The 17,771-nt window shown below is 48.4% G+C and carries 14 protein-coding genes and 1 pseudogene; all 15 read right to left on the bottom strand.

The window, feature by feature from the left end:
- Nucleotides 1-90: 90 nt before the first annotated feature.
- The 15 genes and pseudogenes from NC996_RS10450 to NC996_RS10380 all read right to left on the bottom strand — a co-directional run bounded on the left by NC996_RS10450 (nucleotide 91) and on the right by NC996_RS10380 (nucleotide 17,426).
- Nucleotides 91-660, bottom strand: a complete 570-nt coding sequence (locus tag NC996_RS10450) for a DUF6130 family protein (protein ID WP_347277785.1) — start codon at nucleotides 658-660, stop codon at nucleotides 91-93.
- Nucleotides 661-1,088: 428 nt separating this feature from the next.
- On the bottom strand, nucleotides 1,089-1,778 hold the full coding sequence (locus NC996_RS10445) for a VOC family protein (protein WP_190684977.1): 690 nt from the start codon (nucleotides 1,776-1,778) through the stop codon (nucleotides 1,089-1,091).
- A gap of 484 nt (nucleotides 1,779-2,262) precedes the next feature.
- Complete coding sequence (locus NC996_RS10440) at nucleotides 2,263-3,546, bottom strand: glycosyltransferase (RefSeq protein ID WP_190684975.1); 1,284 nt, start codon at nucleotides 3,544-3,546, stop codon at nucleotides 2,263-2,265.
- A 73-nt stretch (nucleotides 3,547-3,619) separates the two neighbouring features.
- Nucleotides 3,620-4,699: a nitronate monooxygenase family protein gene (locus NC996_RS10435; protein ID WP_190684972.1), complete on the bottom strand. Its 1,080-nt coding sequence runs from the start codon at nucleotides 4,697-4,699 to the stop codon at nucleotides 3,620-3,622.
- A gap of 137 nt (nucleotides 4,700-4,836) precedes the next feature.
- On the bottom strand, nucleotides 4,837-5,166 hold the full coding sequence (locus tag NC996_RS10430) for an NIPSNAP family protein (protein ID WP_190685150.1): 330 nt from the start codon (nucleotides 5,164-5,166) through the stop codon (nucleotides 4,837-4,839).
- A gap of 107 nt (nucleotides 5,167-5,273) precedes the next feature.
- Nucleotides 5,274-5,984 carry an SDR family oxidoreductase gene (locus tag NC996_RS10425; RefSeq protein ID WP_190684969.1) on the bottom strand — a complete coding sequence of 237 codons (711 nt, stop codon included), beginning with the start codon at nucleotides 5,982-5,984 and terminating at the stop codon, nucleotides 5,274-5,276.
- A 39-nt stretch (nucleotides 5,985-6,023) separates the two neighbouring features.
- Complete coding sequence (locus tag NC996_RS10420) at nucleotides 6,024-6,893, bottom strand: oxidoreductase (protein WP_190684966.1); 870 nt, start codon at nucleotides 6,891-6,893, stop codon at nucleotides 6,024-6,026.
- 222 nt (nucleotides 6,894-7,115) lie between these two features.
- On the bottom strand, nucleotides 7,116-7,700 hold the full coding sequence (locus NC996_RS10415; protein WP_190684964.1) for an NAD(P)H-dependent oxidoreductase: 585 nt from the start codon (nucleotides 7,698-7,700) through the stop codon (nucleotides 7,116-7,118).
- Nucleotides 7,701-7,723: 23 nt separating this feature from the next.
- A pseudogene (locus tag NC996_RS10410) lies at nucleotides 7,724-7,801 on the bottom strand (oxidoreductase); the annotation flags it as partial.
- 93 nt (nucleotides 7,802-7,894) lie between these two features.
- Nucleotides 7,895-8,302 (bottom strand): hypothetical protein, encoded by a 408-nt coding sequence (locus NC996_RS10405; RefSeq protein WP_190684961.1) that lies wholly within the window; start codon nucleotides 8,300-8,302, stop codon nucleotides 7,895-7,897.
- 20 nt (nucleotides 8,303-8,322) lie between these two features.
- Entirely contained in the window at nucleotides 8,323-9,501 is a 1,179-nt protein-coding gene (locus NC996_RS10400; protein ID WP_199303037.1) for an NAD(P)-dependent oxidoreductase, read from the bottom strand.
- Nucleotides 9,428-9,865 carry a VOC family protein gene (locus NC996_RS10395; RefSeq protein WP_199303034.1) on the bottom strand — a complete coding sequence of 146 codons (438 nt, stop codon included), beginning with the start codon at nucleotides 9,863-9,865 and terminating at the stop codon, nucleotides 9,428-9,430. The genes NC996_RS10400 and NC996_RS10395 overlap by 74 nt, the downstream gene beginning before the upstream one ends.
- Nucleotides 9,866-10,050: 185 nt before the next feature.
- Nucleotides 10,051-10,602: a thioredoxin domain-containing protein gene (locus tag NC996_RS10390; RefSeq protein ID WP_190684956.1), complete on the bottom strand. Its 552-nt coding sequence runs from the start codon at nucleotides 10,600-10,602 to the stop codon at nucleotides 10,051-10,053.
- A 204-nt stretch (nucleotides 10,603-10,806) separates the two neighbouring features.
- Nucleotides 10,807-11,436 (bottom strand): response regulator transcription factor, encoded by a 630-nt coding sequence (locus NC996_RS10385; protein WP_190684955.1) that lies wholly within the window; start codon nucleotides 11,434-11,436, stop codon nucleotides 10,807-10,809.
- Between the two features lie 8 nt (nucleotides 11,437-11,444).
- Nucleotides 11,445-17,426 carry an AAA family ATPase gene (locus NC996_RS10380; protein WP_190684951.1) on the bottom strand — a complete coding sequence of 1,994 codons (5,982 nt, stop codon included), beginning with the start codon at nucleotides 17,424-17,426 and terminating at the stop codon, nucleotides 11,445-11,447.
- Nucleotides 17,427-17,771 lie beyond the last annotated feature (345 nt).

Here is a 17,771-nt window from a genome sequence, read left to right as displayed (position 1 = left end):
GAGTAGACTGTTCTACCTGCTGCGCCAAAGCTCGAAGCGGGCTTTCGTGCTCTTCTACTCCGAAGAGGCGGACCGGGCATGGAGGTTCCGTTAGTGCAAATGTGCGCTCTTACGGTCAGGCACGGTGAACGTCTGCGTTACTACCTGTCCGGGGAAGACGTTGTGGTTAGGGTCAACCAACTCGATCTTCACCTTGTGCTGACCGGGCGGCAGCCCAGCTATGTCGATTGTGTTGTTATCACTCGCATCCGCCCACCACCAGGGCAGGTCGTCAACGGTTATGTGCAGATGCCCGACACGTGGAGATACATGGCGGGCACCCGTCCCGAACACGGGTACGATGCGTAAGTTCTCCACTCGGTACTGGGCCCAGAAGATGCCCAGAGCCAACCCTTCGGGAAGCGGGGGGTCCACGATCAGCTTGGGTGCGGGTTCGTTCTCGATCGCGACGTATGGTGAAGCACCGCGGATATCCCTCGCGCTCGCCTTGGTCATAACCTGGGTTTGTGCGCTAGGCTGGGCGGATTGCTGCGCCAGCACGCGCGCGGGCGGTGCCAGCAACACTGCTGCAAAGAGCGTGACGAGGAGTCCCGAAAGCAGGACGAAGGCACCTACGGTGCGGGCTTTAGTTTTGTAGCGTACTTTTTTCAGTTTGGTCATGGTGTTTTCTCTTTGCTGCAAATTGTCCGTTTCATGAATCAGGCTAAACACGATCAGTAACCGTCAACTTCGACGAACACCGGACATTGATCTTTCTCCGATTGGATTGAACAGAGGTTACGTATTGTCTGCCCACATTACTCAGCTGTGATGGTAAGATGAGCGATGGGTGCGAGTTTCGTAGCACGCCTCATCGCTCACTCAGCAAGGAAAAGGCGGTTGGTGCCAATAACGTGTTAGTGATGTTCTGCACAGGTGAACCGCCCTTCTCAGTCTGTAGATTGCACTCCACTCGGAGTCAGTGAGGAATGCGCTCCAACGCTTCTCTCGATCAGCCATGCTGTCTCAAGCGAGTATGTAGTGAACTGATTACTCTCGCCGATCAGCATCGTCCAGAACCTGACCTGGCGGATGCCATTCTGACTGCATCATTTAGAAAGAACAGGCAAAATCTTCTCCATGTAACGGTCAGCGGCGGCGGCGGACTCTTCTGGACTGCTGCCATTCTGACGCGCACTCAGATAGGGCGCGTACCAGTCCCACCAGTCATGCTTGGCGTGAGTCTTCTCGTAAGGGTCATGGTGCTCTGCCGTCTCGCGGAGAAGGTTTGCAAGGATTGCAACGTCTAGCTCTCCTGCTCGTGTCGAGTCCCACAGACGCCCAGGAAGCCGCGTTGTGATTTCCTGGAGCAGCCAGACGTTCCCGTCCGGGTCTTCAAACGAGGCAAATGAGAAGTAGGAACGACCTTGCGGGTCGCGTCCGCTGACGTGCGGGTTCTCCACGGCGTAGTTAAAGGGTCCCCCGGCGTAGTGGAAGATCTCGCTTACGTTGACACCACGGGCGATTAAGTCTTCGCGGGCGGCGTCGAGGTCGTCCACGGCGAGGACCAAGCCGTGTGCTGAGCTAGAATTCTTTGGAGTGAGTCCCTTGCCGAAGAGGATCGAGGCATCTGAGTTGGGCGGAGTCAAGTGCACGCCACGGAAGTCGCCCTCCACCACGTCGATGTCGAGCCGCCAGCCGAGATTCTCGTAGAATGCCTTTGCGCGGTCAGCGTCGGAAACGTTGAACGCCACAACTTCGAGTTTCATGTTTGGACTGTTTACATGATTGCTACTCATCTTGTTCTCCTTTTGGTTAGTAAGTTTGATGTTCAGATTGGTTACTTTTCATTCTTCTGCGATCGCGATTGGGCAAACCATTCAAGTTATTTGAGTTAAGACGCAACTTAGATGGATGTCTCTCTTCCTGGACTTTCAGCATTCAAGTGAATTTCACTTCGGTGTACCAAGAGGTGGGATGAATCGAACTGTTACCTCTCATCCATCTGATTCCAATTCATTCCTGGAATCAGTTGGCGAGCAGGTAGTAATTCACTGATGCCATCCTCCGTTAAACAGTTTCATTCCAGGAACCAAACCTATTTCACTGAGCTTTTGATAGGTTTTGCCGGGTTTCTTGACAAACGCATTCTGTTTGAGGCGTAGGGCAAAGCATACTTTTTTGTTGTCTATAAGAAGCTGAATTGCCTTCTACAAACGTCGCATGAAGCCAAGCAAAAAAAACAAAAAGTTGAGTTATCCTAAACGTAGAAGAATTTATCTATTACCGTGCTTGAGCCAAGACAGGCTTCCCTATGGATACAGCCTGTTCGATAATATCAGCGGCTCGACTAACCCCACCTGCTTTGCGAATGGCTTCTTGTAGCCTAGTTGCATTCTTTTTGTAAGACTCTTGGGTCAGCACCCGTTGTATAGCGCCTCGCAACCTAGGGACACTCAATCGCGATAGGGGAACGAACTCTCCTGCCCCTGTCCAAGCGATACGCGCTGCATTTCCAAGCTGGTCAAAGGCAATGGGAATCGCCACCATCGGCACCCCATCGGTGAGGCATTCTAGAGTGGTATTCAAGCCTGCATGAGTGATGGTGAGCGTTGCTTTTTTGAGCAGTTCTAGTTGAGGTGCATAGCCGACAACCAAGGGGTTTCCGGGCAGCCCTTGCAAGGATTCTGGGCTACCGGAATCCCCCAGAGAAATCACCAACTGGGCATCTAACCCAACACATGCCTCTGCGATACATTGGAAAACTTTTTGCTGACGATTTTGTAGGGTTCCCATAGAAGCGTAAATCAGCGGTTGCCCAGTCAACTTTTCATAGGGGAAATCGACAGGTACCCGCCCGCTTGAGTCATGGTACGGTCCTGTGAAATGGAAGTAATCGGGCAAGGTTTGGCGCGGGAATTCAAACTCAGCAGGCTGTTGACTCACAGTCGCCAGTGGGGAAAATCGCTCGTTGCTACTAGAGTGCAGAGGTAACTTCCACTGTCGGCGATACTGTTGATTTACCTGCTCGATTGAGCCTACGATGCGACTAAACAGAAGGTTAGCCGCTAGATTGCGTAGACGCGCCCACCAGGCTGGGTTATAGCTCCAGGTTGTAAAAAAAGGCGGGATGGTGTCGTCTGGATTCTCGATCAAAGCATTGCATACCTCAATCAACGGTATGTCCAGAAATTCTGCAAGAGTCCCTCTCACTGGTATGACTTGATCCACCAGTAATGCTTCTACACCAGCCTCCTCGATCGCTCCTGGGGCATCCCGAAGTAACGCAGCATTCAACTGTTGTTGGAAATTACGAAAGGCGTAACGCAATGCAGCAAGTCCGCTCAGTTCCCCCAGTTGTGCACTCAATTTTGGAATCGCCCCCAAAGGATACTCAGATTCTGCGATCGCCCGAAATTCCAATCCTGCTGCTAGTGTCGTAGCTTGGGCATCGAGAACTCCGATAAAGGTAACGCGATGACCGCGCCGTTGCAATTCACGACCTAATGCAAACATTGGGTTGAGGTGGCCCGTTACCGCTGGACAGATAATAGCAAAATGAGTCATATAGCTTTAAACCAGTTATCTTCATTTGCAAGCAGTTGTTCAGAGATAGAGTTTGGTCTGGCCTGTTAACTTATTACTTGAGTTGTAAAGAAGCCGTTACAGCAAGAAATTCTTGTCTGATTTTTTCGATTAGCTCACCTGCCGGGAGAGCTTCGGCTAATGCTGCTCCCTGTCCTGCCCACATACTGACAAAATCTGGACTTGATTGTTGAGCAGAAGTCTGATACAAAACCCGCCCTATAGACATCTGAGCTGGGAATGGCAGCACCTTATCCCTGTTATTTTCCATTTCACGTATAAATCGATTTCGTATTGCTCTGGCGGGTTTGCCGGAAAATACTTCAGTAATAACCGTGTCTTCGTCCTTAGACTTGAGTACCGCCTGCCTATAGACTTCTGGGATATTGTTCTCAGGGCAGGCGAGAAAGGCGGTTCCCATCTGTACCCCGCTTGCCCCAAGTGCAAATGCAGCAACGATGCCACGAGCATCCATGATTCCGCCCGCCGCAACGACCGGAACCGATACTGCATCAGCTATCTGTGGTACCAACGCTGCTGTTCCAATCAATCCGTGTTCATAAGGTCCCGCAAAGGTCCCGCGATGACCTCCGGCTTCAAAGCCCTGGGCTATGACGACATCGACTCCTGCTTCGACGAGAGCTTTTGCTTCACGGACGGTCGTCGCGGTTGCTAATACAATTGAGCCTATAGCGTGTATCTCACGAATTGCCTCAATTGGCGCAGGACCAAAGTGGAAACTAAAGACAGGTATTTTCTCCTCAAGCAGGACAGCAAATTGATCTACAAATGGTCCTAGTAGCGGTATTGGTTCGGGCACAGGTCCGGCGTCTAGTTCGTTGTGCCACTTTGTTAATAGCTCAGACATCGGTGTTTGCTGCTCAGGCGTAAGTTGATACGCTTCAACAGATGGGGCAAACAAATTAACTGAAAAGGGTTGGTCTGTCAGCTCTCGAATTTGCCTGATAAAGGAGCGAAGTTTGGCTGGTGGGGTGGCAGCCCCACCATACGAGCCAAGACCTCCTGCATTAGAAACAGCCGCAACCAACTCAGGTGTGGAAGCGCCAACCATCGGAGCCTGAATTATTGGATGCGTGATCTTAAGCAAATCTATCAGTTCTGTCTTAGGCCACATAAGTATTTCCCACGCTTGCTAACAAGAGCAAGATATACGTCTTTAAGTGATTGTCTGTCCGTATTGTTTAGTTGTGACGGTAAGGAGTCTGCATTGCCGGATGGTATAGGTTGGAGTTCCGTCACTCGCTCCACCGCTCACCTCACCGAGGAAAAAGCGGTCGGTGCCAGCAACTCGTTGCGAATGTTCTGCACGAGTGGACCGTCCTTTTCGGTTTCAGTCTTAGTCGCGATCCATTCGGGGTCAGCGAGGAATGCACTCCAACGCTCCTCACGCTCAGCCATGCTGTCCCAGGCAAGCATGTAGGTGAGCTGGTTACTCTCGCTCTCGCCAATCAGCGTTGTCCAGAATCCAGCCTGACGGATGCCATGCTTTTCCCAAATCTGTAACGTGTGGTTCTGGAAGCGCGCAAGCAGCGCTGGTAGTCGTCCTGGCATGGCGTGATAAATGCGTAATTCGTAGATCATGCCTTTTTCGAGTGAGGTCATGATGTGTATTCCTTTGTCAGCAGGTTGGACGAGCGCGTAATTTTGTTTGAAGGCGTCAGAGTCATTCCTCTGGTTGTAAGACGGTGTTAGTGCCCCGCACTCTGTCCACCATCGACGTGAAGAATTTCACCCGTCACAAAGTTGGCTGATTCGAGGTAAAGGATTGCATCGATGGCGTCGGAGATCTCACCTATATGACCGATCGGGTGCAGGGCATCGAGCTGTGCATGGGTCTCGACAGGATGCATTGGCGTCTTGATGGTACCCAGCGCAACGGCGTTCACCCGGATACCGCGCTTTGCATACTCGATCGCCAGCGATTTGGTCGCGGCATTCAGTCCGCCCTTCGTTAGTGATGCGAGAACGGATGGTATACCAGCGATCGGATTGTCAACTAGGCTCGTCGAGATCTGCACGATATGTCCACTGCCCTGCTTCTCCATCTCGGCGATGGCGAGTTGCGTCATGTGAAAGAAGCCAGTGACGTTGGTGCCCAAGTACGCCACGTAGTCTGCCTCAGTGTATTGGGTAAATGGCTTAGCGATGAAGATGCCAGCGTTATTGATGAGTGTGTCAATGCGCCCAAATCGGGTTACGCCTTCGATGATCGCACGCTCGGCAGTTTTTCGATCCGCGATGTCCCCTGACACTGAGAGAATCTCATCATCGTCCGATGGCTCAATGGAGCGTGAGATTGCAATCACCCGATAGTTGCAATCACGGTATGCCTTGACAAGAGCTGCGCCGATGCCCTGCGACGCACCTGTAATCACAGCAACTTTCTGTTCAGTACTCATAGTAAAACTCCTTTGGAAATAATGTGTGAAGGTTCCTGGTCAGACTACGGTCGAAGCCATTACATGGTGGTCATGGTGGTCGGTGCTGGTAGCGACTGGTAGCCAGGCTTCGATTTCCTGGGCCAATTTTGCGGCGTTGCTCTGGCACATCGCGATCGCATCCTTCCCGACGGGCAGATGCAGCGGCGGACGCTCTGTAGCGGCCAGTTGAATAATCACCTGAGCAAACTTTTTCGGATCACCGGGTTGGTTGCCGTGTAGCGTCTCGGCTCCGCTCCGGATCGGTCCTACTGTTGCTTGGTAATCGTCAATAATGGTTTTAGCGGCGACATAGGATTCAGTGCTCAGGAAGTCGGTCGTAAAAAGACCGGGAGCCACTGCTGTAACGTGGATGCCAAGTGGTGCCAGTTCCACTGCTAGTCCTTTTGAGAGACCTTCGACCGCAAATTTAGTAGATCCGTACAATCCCCAGCCCGGAACCACATCGTGGCCAAACAAAGACGAGATATTGATCACCCGCCCGGATTTCTGTTGGCGCAGATAGGGCAACACCGCACGAGTCACATTCAGTAAACCAAACACATTGGTGTCATACTGTTTGCGAACTTCGGCATCCGTGGCTTCTTCGATCGCGGCCACCATGCCATATCCAGCATTGTTGACTAAGATATCAACCCGCTCGAAACGGGCAATACCTTGCTCGACCGCCGCTTGTACTTGGTCTTCTTGGGTGACATCCATCTGGACAACGTACAGATCCGGGTGGTTGTGCAGGGCAGTGGCGAGTTGTGCGGGCTGACTGCGAACCGTCGCTACCACGCGATCGCCTGCTGCCAGGGCTGCTCTGGCAATTTCTAACCCAAAGCCCCTGGAGGCTCCGGTAATCAACCATACTTTCTGCGTTTTCATCGTGCGTCCTCGTTTTAGGGGTTGTCTAATTGGTTGGCTTTAGCTCTTTCGGTGAGTGCATGACTGCTGCACTGATGGGGAGTATCAGAAGGAGCGAAAAGCCTGTTATTTTTAGCTCCTTGTCACTCTTAGTCATGTCAACCCCGGAATCGGCACCTTCACCTTCTGGAGCATCCAACCTTTATGGTCTGGATCGCTGAACGTTGAAATGCTCTACTTGGTTTAGCTAGGGAGATTGAGTTTGGCAGTCACCGTTGCAAGTTTGTTGCCAAGTTGCAGAATACTTGTCTGCTGGGCTTCATCCTTCAAATTGCCATTCTCATCAAACGCTTGATAAGCATTTCCAATCGCCTGCTGATCTGGCAACACCAAAACTCCAATGTTGCCAAGAATGGAACGGACATGAACTAATCCTCGTAAGCCTCCCAAAGTTCCAGGGGAAGCACTCATTAACACCGCAACCTTGTCTTTGAAACACTCCAGTGAAAGTCCGCCCAGTTCAGAACGTGATCCCCAATCGATCGCATTTTTCAGCAGTGGGGTGATCGAACTGTTGTATTCTGGGCTGGCAAGGAGGAATCCCTGATGTGCTTTCATCAGAGCCTTGAGCTGGAGGACATTCTCTGGCAGTCCCTCAGCCTCCTCCAAATCCTCATCATAGAGCGGTAAGGGCAGATCGCGAAAATCCAAGTAGGTCACTTCTGCGCCTGCGGCTTTAGCTCCTTCAAGGGCAATTTTCACCAGTTTTTTGTTGAAAGAATCTTGGCGAGTACTCCCGGCAAAAGCGAGAATTTTAGCAGTAATCATGAATTTCTCCTTCGTTTATCTATTCAAATCTGTGCATAACCACCATCGACAAACAGCTTGATGCCATTCACATACCTACCGTCGTCTGAAGCGAGAAAAACACGATAGGTAGCGTTTTTCACTCATGCATTTCCATAGGAGTACGCGAACCAGAACAGCAGAAAACGATGGTGGTTAAAATCATTGAGAGAAACTCATATCGCCTTCTCTGGTGGCTGAATCGTTCTCAACGCCAATACACTAATCCAACATCCCAATCCATCGACAATTAACATAAGGTAAGCGGTGACTTGGAAAAGTAAACCCCATCCTTCAAAGGACACTTGAGAAACATGATCGGGGCTAATGACCAAGTGATGATTGTAGATTGCAGAAAGGAGTGAGCCTGCAATTGAACCCAGAAAGAGCCAGCTACCGGTGTGGTAAAACGGCGTCCAGAGTAAAACGGCTGCAATAATGGGAGCCAATATCACCACAACACCCACAAACAAACCCTGAAGCAGAGAAAGGGAAACTGGGATTTCGTTATGCGCGAAGCCGTGCAGTCCATAAACGATCACATGCATAACGACGATCGCTGTTTCATACTGAGCAATCTTCATCTTGCTTCTCCTTTAACTTGTTAACTGGCATGAACCGCAACGGTGTTAACCATCCATTCCAATGGTCGAGGCTGAAAATTCAGTTCGCGTTTTGCTTTGGCATTCGATGCGCCTCGCATCTGAGTTCCGTAGTAAACAATGTCCGCACCACCATCCCTGTTCAGAGCATCTTCAACGGATATCTGTGGCGGGAGTGGAGCATTCAGCCATCGAGCAAACTCAGGGAGCCATTCGCGCACCGCTAAAGGCTGATCGTCGGCAATCAGATAAACACCCCTGTTGCCCTGCTCTGCGGCGGCAACAGTGGTGATCGCTGCATCCCCAATGTGTAACCACGACCAGACGCCATCACCATTCCCGACGACCGGAAACTGTTGCTGCCACACCTGTTGTGCTACATCGCCATCGGGGTTGAACCAGGTGCCGGGTCCGTAGAAGAAACCATAGCGTAAAGCAATTCCTCCGAGATTGGATGTTTCCAATAAACGGTGTTCAATCTCAGTTACGAGGCGAGCATCTGCGGCAACGGCGGGGGACGCATCAAGGGATAACGGTGTTTCCTCATCTGCCAATCCAGCACCGGGAATTCCCCAGAAGGCGACCGACTGTCTCAGGTAACGGCGCACCCCTACTGCCTGTGCTGCCGCCAGCACATTGGCTCCGCCTTCTAACCGAATGCGCGTGTTCAGAGGCGCTGCTGCACTCATTGATTCGCGGCTGTAAGTCCTGGGTAGGGCGGTGAGTTGTTCAATCACTACCTCTGGTTGAGCGCGCATGATAGCCGCTTTAATTGAATCTGGGTCGAATACATCGGCGATCGCAGGTTCGATTCCCTGTGTTGCTAATGACTGTACTCTTTCTTGGGAGCGGGTCATCGCTACAACGTTGTGTCCTTTGGCAAGTAATTGGTCGAGTAGCGGACGACCGATCGCTCCTGTTCCCCGGCAACAAAAATCTTCATTTGTGACTCCTCCAAAACTTAGTACAGCAAGCACTACATTGCGCTGATAGCGGAAGGGGTAGAGGGGTAAGGGGATAGAGGAGATAATAAGTAACTTTTCTACTTCTCCACCCATTTCCTTGCCATAATCTCTGTTGTGAACTTCACTTCTGTCCGATGTCTTGTTACCGTCCTGGAAGTCGCACCCTGACCTCTTGAAGTATCCAACCATTGCCGTCTGGGTCACTGAACGAGGCATACGAGGCATAGTCGCGACGTTCCGGATCGGGACCCGGTACCCGTCCTTCGGTTCCCGCGTGGTGGAAGATCCCTCCGATGTCGTGAAATATCTCACTCACCTCGACACCCCGCTCAACCAGTTCGGCGCGGGCTGCCTCAATGTCGTAAACGATGAGGTACAGACCCTGAACTGAACCTGGCTCGGCTAACGACACTCCTTTACCAAAGATGATTGAGCACTCCGATCCAGGAGGAGTCAGTTGCACCACCCGGAAGCCATTCTCGCCAGGAAAGTCGGCATCCAATCGCCAACCCAACGTTTTATAGAAGTCTATGGAGCGATCGACATCGGCAACAGGTATTACCACAATCTCGAGTTTCATGTTTTGGCTGTTTACAGGATTGCTGGTCATCTTGTTCTCCTTTAGGTTGGTGGATTTGATGTTCAGATTAGTTGCTTTTTATTCTTGGGAGATCGCGATTGGGCAACCCACTCAAGTTCTTTGAGTTAAAACGCGACTTAATCATTCGGCATGGAGGAAAGCAGCAGGAAATGAACCGGAAGTAGTTAGACCTGAGAAATGGCTACTGTTAATTGCTCAATAGTCCAACGCTCGCGATAACGAATCTCATTAACAAACAAAGCTGGTGCAGCTTCTACCCCACTTTGATATCCACCTTGAATGTCTGCAATGATGCGATCGACATAAACTCCTTTGGATAAGTCTTGCAAAAATCGAGGAATATCAAGTCCCAGACGATTCGCATATTCCACGAGGTACCCGTTCTCTAACGCTTGTTGATGGATAAAGAGCATCTCATGCATCTGCCAAAACTGACCTTGCATTGCTGCTGCTTCCGCTGCTTCCGCTGCCCGTTGAGCATGAGGATGAATTTGTATCTGGGGAAAATGACGAAAGATAAAACACACATCATTCTCCTGGAAAGAAGGACTTAACTGCTGTTGAGCGGCTTTAATCAACCGATAGGCGTTTGCACTTTGAAAACATTCATAATCTCCATACATGATGAGTACAACACTGGCACTTAGCACACCTTGAATGTGATCCTGAATTAAATGCGGGGCAAACAAGGAATGATGCTCGCGATGGTCAGCCATCTTTCAGACCTGTCAAGCAAACTTAAACCCTGCAACTAAATTGCTGTTAGCGTTTGCATAAATCAATATAGGTAATTGACTCCTACATGTCGTCCACTGAAAGTCCATAATTTGGCACAACATAAGGATGGACGAAGTCATCCGTCAAAAGCAGTAGCTTGTCTCCGACTAAAGTCGGAATCCAAGTCTCAACTAAAGTGAAACCTATAAACTAACAAGCCCACGTTTAACAGCAGCAATGACGGCTTGCGTCCGATCCTTAACTCCCAGCTTGCTCAAAATACGAGTCACATGCGATTTAACAGTGCTTTCACCAATATTTAGAGCAGTCCCAATGTCTTGATTACTCAATCCCTGCGCCATTAAACGGAGCACTTCTAGCTCTCGTTCACTGAGTACTGGGTTGTTCATCCGTTCCACCAGTTTTCTTGCCACGGTCGGAGAAACATACTGCTGACCATTATGAATGATGCGGATCGCATTCAAAAGTTCATTTGGTTTTGCATCTTTAAGCAGATAGCCCTGAGCACCTGCTTGCAATCCTCGATAAATATCTTCATCGCCATCATAGGTTGTTAGCACAATAATTCGAGCTGACTTAAATTCAGCACAAATCGCAGTAATGGCTTCAACCCCTGCCATTCTCGGCATTCGTAAATCCATGAGGGTGATATCAGGCTGGTGTTCACGATACCGGTCGATCGCCTGCTGCCCGTCCTCTGCTTGAGCAACCACTATCATTTCTGGATCATAGTTAATGATGTTTGCCAATCCTTCTGTAACGAGGGAGTGATCATCAACAATCAGAACCCGAATTTTAGTGGATTGACTCATGGTGATTTTCACTCCTGATTGACAGTGACAATAATTTCTGTTCCTTGCCCAGGTTGGCTTTGAATCGCCAGGTGTGCACCAATCTGTTCTGCTCGCTCGCTCATTCCCAACAAACCAAAGCCACCAAGTGATGAAATACTCCCAACCCCAAAGCCCTGTCCATCATCTTGAATACGCAGAAGACATTGAGCATCGTCGTACACTAGCTCAACCAGAATTTTACTAGCATTGGCGTATTTGATGGCGTTTGTTAAAGCTTCCTGCCCAATGCGAAGTAAGTGATTTTCCACTTCGGTTGGAAGAGAGTAAACTACACCTTTGCTTTCGTAGATTAAAGTGGTCTTGGTAGTTGACCGCATTTGAGTCACGAGCCGATGTAGAGCACTCTGTAAAGTACTCTCTTCCAACAACTGGGGACGGAGCGCTACCACTGAACGACGAGCTTCAGCAAGTCCGGTTCGAGCTAGTTCATCAATCTTTTCCAGCCTTTCCAGATATATCTGAGTAGAGCCGGAATCATCTGCCAGCATTTGTGTTACAGATCCTGCATGGAGCAAAACGCCTGTAAAAGCCTGCGCTAATGTATCGTGAATTTCTCGTGCCATGCGGTTGCGTTCTTCCAGAATCGAGGCTTGTTCGGCTCGTTTGCGATCGCTAATGTCTGTGATGAGACTATAGAACCCTCTCACCTGAGCATTGGCATCAAAATCAGGGATCAAAGTTGCACTGATGTACCGTTTACCAATCGGAAAGGAAATTTCTGTTTCCAGGGATCCAGTTTGCCCCTCAAACACCTGGTAAATATACGGTTCAATCCGTTGATAAACCGCCTCACCTAAAAGTTGGCGAACAGGGGTGCCTAGAATTTCATCACGGCTACGGTTGAACCAGACTTCATAGGTACGGTTGATGAATTGATAGCATCGATTGGCATTTACATAGCCGATTAGGGCTGGCAGAGCGTCGGCAATTAACCGTATTTCTTGTTCTCGATGGCGTAGTTCTGCTTCACTTTGCTGTAAAGCGGCTGTCCGTTCTGCAACCTGTTGTTCTAGCGTACGGTTGTAGTCAGCGAGTAGATTCTCTGCTTGCTTGCGCTCAGTAATGTCTTGAAAGGTTACGATTGCATAAGCTACATTCCCCTGCTCATCAAATACTGGAGTGCCCCATCCCTCCACTGGAATTCTTCTATGTTGGTGGAGAATTTCCATATCATCAATTCTGGTATATTCGCCACTCAATGCTCGAACGATTGGTAAGTTCTCGTTTGGATAGATTTGGTTCGTTCCCGACACATACAGTTGATAAACTTCTGCGATTTGATCGGGTGGGGCAGAAGGATCAACGCCTTTTCCCATTAATTGAATGCCCCGTTGATTGACGTAGTATGGGCGACCCGTTGCATCCAATACTGCAACACCTACTGGGATCGCTTCTAAGAACTGCGCTAACTGACTTTTGCTTGCGCGTTGCTCTGAGTACAGTTTGGCATTCTCGATCGCAATTGCTGCCTGAGTAGATAATAGACTCAGAAGTTGCGATCGCTCCAGTGAAAATACTCCAGATGCTAACTGATTTTCTAGATACAACACGCCCACAAGCTTGGTTTGGTTCAGCAGTGGCAAACACAGGATCGATCGCGTTTGATCGCGTTCAATGTAGGGATCGTGAATGAAATTACCTTCACGACTAGCATCATTGAGAATGATCGATTCATGAGTCCGAATCACATATTGAATAATCGTTTCAGGTAAGCGATTTGCTATTGGATCTGATTGCAGCACCCGCGTTGCACAGACCTGTGCGCCCTCACTGAGTTCACAAGTCGCTTCGATCTTCCATTCTCCTGCATTTTCTAAAAGCAGACATCCGGTTTGTGCACCAGCATTTTCAATTAGGCTGTGCATCAAAGAATGAAGTAATCGTTCTAGCTCAATCTCACTTGAAATCGCTTGCGATGCTTTCATTACTGCTGCTAAATCGATAGCAATATGTGAAGTATTAGAAGTAGTTTCAGAAGTGGTGCGAATTGGTATGGAAGCTATGTCTTCCGATCGATGAAAGAGCTGACAATAGCGGTTCTCTAAATCTTTGACCTTTGCGATTGCTCCCCATCGTTCATAGCAGTAATGGGCTTCCTTCATATAGAGTTGAGCAAACTTTTCTCGTCCACGAGCTAAGTAATGTTTGGCAGCTAACTCATAGCCTAATGCTTCTTCTTGAAGATACTCGTTTTCTTTAGCACCTTGAATGGCTTGTTCGTAAAATTCCTCTGCCTCAAATAACTGACCCAAAACTCGCGCTTTCTCTGCCTCAACTAACTGAAATTTATGCAAAAAATTCATGGGAGCGTGGTGTGCCCATTTCTGCATCTTCTCCTGGTTGGCGTTAACGCGATTTAACCAAGCCTCTTTTTCAAAGTTTGAAGCATTCGCCCACAAGCTCAGAACTATTAGAGAGTCATAGAAATGAAATATCGCTACAGAGATTATTGCTGTGGCTGCGCCTAAATACGGTTTTGCTAAAGTAGCCGTTTCTGCGGCTTGCTCATACTCCCCGAATAGATAGCATAAAATCAGCTTATTTAAATAAAAGTAGTGAAGGCTAGTTCCTTCCTTAACCGCGATCGCCCGTGATATTGCTTGCTCTTCGTCATAGAGACAACCCACTAAGCGACTTGGGTTTTCAGATTGACCTTGCAGATTCAAGCTCGTTTGTTGCAACATGGCTAGCCAAGTGGTAGCAGTCTCTCGTCTAATTTGATGGGTGGCTTTACGATAAATTGCTGCTTGTCGTTCTAGTTCTGTCAGTTCTTGTCCTGCAAAAAAGGGGTAATAACAGAGGCTAAATGCACAATAACTCGCAAATTCAAACTCTCCACTTTCTATACCGCTTTGATAAGCTTCAGCTAAACTAGGGAATGTTTCTTTAAGGTGATCTTTCCAGTGAATGATATGGAAATTCACCATCAGCAATGCTTTGCAATGGCTTCTTTTGTTATTTAATCGTTTCGCTAAATTTAAGGATAGTTTGCCAAATCGATAGCCCAGTTCAAGGTCTTGGACAACGCCACACAGCATCATGCCATAGGCGGCATAACCAAGCAACGACCAGACCGCGTTTCCATGAGAGATCGACAAATTCACCATTTTGCACACAATCAACACCATCAGAGCGGGTGTCACATTAAAAGCCGCACCCACTGTGCTGACTAACGTGTAGATTGCTGCCAGTGGCACAGGTTCAGTCATCTCTGGCAGATCAATCAAATCTTCGATTTCCCGCCCAGCGAGTTGTGAAGCGGTTTCCTCTAATCCGGCTTGAACGTCTAACTGACTGGGAGTCTCCACTAAATTAATTCCCAAGAGTTGCAGCACTTCTAAGCCAGTTTTAAGTGCTTCTTTCGTATCGCCCCGCGACAGCCATGCTTGAATCCTGTTATCGTAAGCTTTCACTTTATCAAGCGCTGTCTTCGCACGATTGAGCACTGCTTCTACAAGCCGTTCCATTTCGTCAAAGTGACCGCTGAGGTATGCTGCCTCTGCTGCCTCTGAATGCAACGCCAAGGTTAAGTCATACTCACGCTGCCAACTCTCCATATCAAGGAGTTTAAGTCCTGTATTGAAATACTTGAAAGCTGCTTCATAAGCCGTCGCTGCCAATGCTTTCTGACCTGCTTGCAAATTCAGTTTGACAATCTCATTCCGTTCAGATTGCTCAGTGATTAACTCGCTTCCATAATTCAGATGGTCAACAATTTTAAACAATCGCTCTGCTCGCTGCTCTGGCGAAGTCCTTTCGAGTAAATTGCGACCGATTTGCAGATGTACCCCTTGTTTCTGCGAGTCATCAATTAGAGCATAGGCAGCTTGCTGTACGTGATCGTGCAGGAACTTATACTCTTGAACTAACAAGTTCTCATCTAATTCAGATAGCGGTTGAATTAATCCAGCTTGAATCGCTGCCAATAAATCTAAGGAAATTGCTTTGGAGGCTTCTTCACCAGCGATCGATAACGTTTCCAAATCAAATTCAGCACCAACACACGCTGCTAACTGAAGAACGTGCTGTGTATTCTCAGGCAACTTCCTTAACTGGTTCAGCAACAATTCCACGACATTATCGGTAATGTTTTGGATCTGAATTTGAGCGATATCCCACTGCCAGCATAGGTGTTCCGCATCAAAGTTCAGCAGTTTTTCGTTATACAGCACTCCCAAAAACTTGCTAACGAAGAAGGGATTGCCTTCCGTTTTACGCAGCACCAACTCAGCTAAAGAATGAACGGTGTTTTGATTATGCTGCAACGTCTCGGCAATCAACTGACTCAATGGCTCTAGTGTTAAAGGTTTTAGAACAATTTCCTGGAATACTACTCCTTGTTTCCGCAATTGCTCCATCATTAATGCAAGTGGATGTGTTGAGTCCACTTCGTTGTCTCGATAAGCTCCAATCAAAAAAAGATGCTGGGTTTGATCATCCAACGTCATTAATTCAATCAGCTTAAGCGTTGCAGAGTCTATCCACTGCAAATCATCCAGAAAAATGACTAGAGGATGTTTCTCTGAACAAAATACTCGGATGAATTGTTGGAAAACCCGATTAAAACGATTTTGAGCTTCTGCTGCGCCAACTTCCGGTACAGGTGGCTGCTTGCCAATAATTAGTTCTACTTCGGGAATTACATCAATAATCAATTGTCCGTTGCTGCCTAATGCGTTGAGAAGACGCGATCGCCACTGTTGTAATTGTGCATCAGGTTCACCTAGCAGTTGTTGCACCAACTTTCGCAGTGCATCTACAATCGCGCTATAGGGAATGTTGCGCTGAAATTGGTCAAACTTACCAGAGACGAAATAACCGCGCTTCCCCGTGATGGGTTTGTAGAGTTCCTGCACTAAGGCTGATTTGCCCACTCCGGAATAGCCAGAAATTAACATTATTGTGCTGTGCCAGGGCGTAGGGTGTAGGGCGTGAGGTGTAGGGTATGTTTCCTCACTTGCCATTCCCGCTTCCCGCTTCCCGGCTACCTTCTCAAATGCTGCAAGTAATGCTGCAATCTCCGCTTCACGTCCGTAGAGCTTCTGGGGGATATGAAAGCGATCAGAAACATCTTGCAGACCCAGTTGAGAGAAATTAATTTGACCACTTGCTTTTAGTTGATAAGCACAATCCTCTAAATCCGCTTTGATACCCCAAGCACTTTGATAGCGATCCTCCGCATTCTTCGCCATCAGTTTTAAGATAATGTCTGCAACGGGTTTGGGAATCTTAGGATTCAATTCACACGGTGGTATAGGGAGTTTGGCAAGATGACAATGGACGAGTTCAAGCACATCCGTTGTCGGAAACGGCACTTGTCCGGTGAGTAATTCGTAGAACGTCACTCCTAGCGAGTAAAAATCGGTGCGGTAATCGATCGAACGATTCATCCGCCCAGTTTGCTCTGGGGAGAGATAAGCGAGGGTGCCTTCCAATATATGCGGGCTTTTGAACGTAGGATTGGTGCGGCTGAATTGAGTTGCAATCCCAAAGTCGATGATTTTGATAACGCCAGTATTTGAATTGAGGACAATGTTGCCAGGATTAATATCTTTGTGGATGATATTAGCAGTATGGATTCCGCCTAAGATTTCGCTGAGATTAATGGCAAGAGGAAGAAAATTAGATACAGGCATGGGGCAGAAAGTCTCTGGACACTGCTGTATCCAATACTCTAGGGACTCCCCCCCAAAATCTTCTAGAAGAATGACCAGTGTGCGCTGATAGTCCTGTTGGCTGTATGCTCTGATTACGCCTTCTACATCCAGAGACCGGGTAATGGCATATTCCTGCCTGTAGCGCGTTAATTCCTGGGGAGAAGGATAATCCTGCTTGAGTAGTTTGATGACGATCGCTCGACCATCTACCTCTCTAATCCCCCGATACACTAAAGAGGCTGAGCTTTCATAGATTTTGCGTTGGATAGCGACTCCAGGTAGGGCATTCATTTGAATTCTCTCCCGATGACGTCATGCTTGTATCCTGCTACCCACTGCATTCATTCTGCGGTAGCAATTGCCTGGTGTATTTTCTCAACATATACAATACTCTTATCCGGTTTCTAAGTCAGGTAAAGTAGGCGTCATACCCTCAAAGGGATCGTCAACATAAACGGAGGAAGGAAATAGGGTTCTGTGACAAGAACTATCAAAGAACAAGCGACTGATCTAAACTAAACTCGGCGTTGCTGAAAGAGTAATGCTAGATTTGGTATAATAGAAGGATGAAATGCCCTGAATGTAACTCCACTCAAACCGCTAAGAACGGACATCGTCGAGGCAGACAGTGCTATA

The organism is Trichocoleus sp. ST-U2 (genome assembly GCF_039961875.1).
Classification (GTDB): Bacteria; Cyanobacteriota; Cyanobacteriia; order Cyanobacteriales; family FACHB-T130; genus FACHB-T130.
This window is presented reverse-complemented; position numbering and strand designations above follow the sequence as displayed.